The sequence below is a fragment of the Campylobacter sp. 110 genome (assembly GCF_002383965.1).
GTDB lineage: Bacteria > Campylobacterota > Campylobacteria > Campylobacterales > Campylobacteraceae > Campylobacter_D > Campylobacter_D coli.
Genome location: NZ_NXBD01000054.1, coordinates 1 through 2,803, shown reverse-complemented (window position 1 = coordinate 2,803; position 2,803 = coordinate 1). Strand labels below are relative to the sequence as shown.

Here is a 2,803-nt window from a genome sequence, read left to right as displayed (position 1 = left end):
AAAAAAGTATGCTAATAAAGCTACGATTTTTTGTGCGGATTCTTCTTATCCTATTTTAGCTAAGCATGGTATAAAGCCTGATTATGTTTGTATGTTGGAACGCGATGAAATAGTAGCTGAATGTTTTAATAATGATTTTAAAGATTTTGATAAAGACATCATTTTTCTAGTAGCTTCTTTGGTGCATAAAAAAACCATTTCTTATCTTGAAAAAAATAAAAGAAAATATATGTTAATCATAAAAGGTCAGCCTTTTGCGAGATACTTGGAACTAGACGATTATGGATATATTAACGGAGGTATGAGTGTATCTCATATGGCTTACGAACTGGCTGAAAATTTAGGACATAAAAACATCATTCTCATAGGTCAGGATTTAGCTTATGCCAAAGATGGGCAAACACACTCTCAAGGTTTTATCCATGCTAATTTACACAATGGAGACTATGAAAGGGACTTAGATAGATTTAGCACTACAGCTTATGGAGGAAATGGAAAAGTTCAAAGTTCTGAAATTTGGACACTTTTTAGACAAATTTTTGAAAATTTCATTGCTTTTAGCAAAAGTAAAACTTATAATTGCACTGAAGGAGGTGCTAGGATAGAAAGCGCTATAGAAAAACCTTTTAAAGAACTTTGCGAAGATTTACTCGAAAATAAAAAAGATAAAAAATTTAAAAAATTACAAGTTTTAAATACTAAAGAACAAGTAAAACTCGGATTAAAAATTTATCAAAAAATTAAAAAAAATATGAATTTATCCTTAAATTTTAAAAAAGAGTGTAAAAAAGTTCAAAAACAAATTCACAATCTTACTCATGGAAAAAACAAACTCTCTCTCGAACAAATAAACCAAAATATAGACAAAATCAAAGAAAAACTTTCAAATAAAAAATATCTCTTTTTGCAAGAAATTTTAGGCCCTACTTTACATCATGAACAAAGTATATTAACGCCTTTATATCTTAAAGATATCAAAGATGAATCTGATAAACAAAATAAACTTTTTGCTTGGGTTTATGCACACGAAGCTTTGATGGAAAATATCATAGAACTTTTAGAAGCTCAAGATAAAAGACTTAAAATCGCTATTTTACCTTTGCTAGACTTTTTAGAAAAGAAAAAAGCACTTTAAAAACTTAGATGCATAAAAGCATCTAAGAAATTATTGAAGAAGTTTTAAAACATTTTGCTGCACTGCATTAGCCTGACTCATAGCATAAGAACCTGACTGTGCAAGGATGTTATATTTAGAAAAATTTGCACTTTCACTTGCAAAGTCTATATCTCTTATGGTTGATTCAGCTGCTTTAACGTTTACTTGAGTAACGGTAATGTTGTTTATAGTTGATGTAACTTGATTTTGCACCGAACCAATGTCGGCTCTGATTTGATCAAGATTTGTTATAGCTGTTTCAGCTATATCCATCACAGCCATAGCGCCTTTAAGTGTAGTCACACCTGCTGTTTCATCTTTTACTCCAAAAACACTTGTTTTCATAGTTGCAAACTGAGATAAGTTAGAACCACTTGAAAAACCTGAGCCTGCAGAAACATTATATACCTTAGAAAGTTGCGAAGTAGCTGAAATAGCTATAGCGTTTGCAAAACCTGTAGAATAATTTTTATTGCTACCTACAGAAAAACCTGAACCTGAAGAAAATCCACTTCCTGCGCTACTCATATAAGCGCTAACAGAAGAAAAACCAGCTAATATAATTCCTTTGTTTGCAGAACCAAATCCCATAGCATCAGCGATATTAGCATCAAGCTGTCCTTTTGACTCTCTTAAAGAAACAGAAGTCTGAGAGATAAAATTATTCGCTCCAAAACCTGCAAAAGAAAGACCTGTACCGCTGATTAAAATATCCTTACCATCATTTTTAACTAAAGATAAACGACCATAATTTTCCGTCATATTTGGATTGATAAAAGCACCTCTACCAATACTTCCTTCGATTTTAATCCCTCTACCTTCTCTTGAAGTAAGTAAAAGCTGTCCATTAGCATCGATTGAAGCTTCAACTCCGGTAGTATCTTTAACCGAATTGATTGCAGAAACTAAGGCTCCATTGGCATCACCATCTTTGTAATCTACTTTACCTATAGTTACCCCATTGATAGCAAAAGTATCTGAAGTAGATCCTTCTCTAACTGCTGATATACCTCTAGTTTCTACTGTAAAAGTAGCTCTAACACCTGTTTTATCAGCACTTTTATTGATCTCATCTGCTAAGGCTCCAAGTCCTGTTCCAACTGAAGTTGAAATCACAACTTTTTGAAATTTAAAATCATCTATACCATTGTAATTTTTAAGAGTAAATTCCACTTCACCACCAGATGTAATTCTTCCTCCTGTTTCAAAGCGTGTTAAACCTATCTTAGAAGATTGAGTTGCTCCTATAGTAGCTTTTATAGTTTGATTTGAACTAGCACCGATTTGAAATTCTTGATTGATAAAATTTCCACTTAAAAGTTGCTTACCGTTAAATGAAGTAGTATTTGCGATATTGTCAAGTTCTTCCATTAAACGGTTGATATCTGCTTGAAGCATGGTTCTTGTTTTTAGACTTTGTCCATCTTGAGCCGCTTGAGTTGCCTTAGTTTTAATTGTATCTAAGATTTTAAGTTGCTCATCCATAGCCTTATCAGCAGTTTGTAAGATACCTATAGCATCATTACCATTGTTGATAGCTTGACCTAAAGTATTAGCTTGAGATCTTAAACTGTCTGCTATCGCCATCCCTGAAGCATCATCTGCTGCGGAGTTGATTCTAAGACCTGAACTAAGTCTGCTTAAAGA

General features: G+C 32.7%; 2 protein-coding genes. One reads left to right on the top strand and one right to left on the bottom strand.

Annotation, left to right across the window (positions count from 1 at the left end):
* Positions 1-1,135, top strand: a 1,135-nt coding sequence (locus BGS43_RS09120) for a motility associated factor glycosyltransferase family protein (protein WP_141085301.1), incomplete at its 5' end; no start/stop codon positions are given.
* 30 nt (positions 1,136-1,165) lie between these two features.
* Here BGS43_RS09120 and BGS43_RS09115 read toward each other — a convergent pair.
* On the bottom strand, positions 1,166-2,803 hold a 1,638-nt coding region (locus tag BGS43_RS09115), incomplete at its 5' end, for a flagellin A (RefSeq protein WP_096569497.1).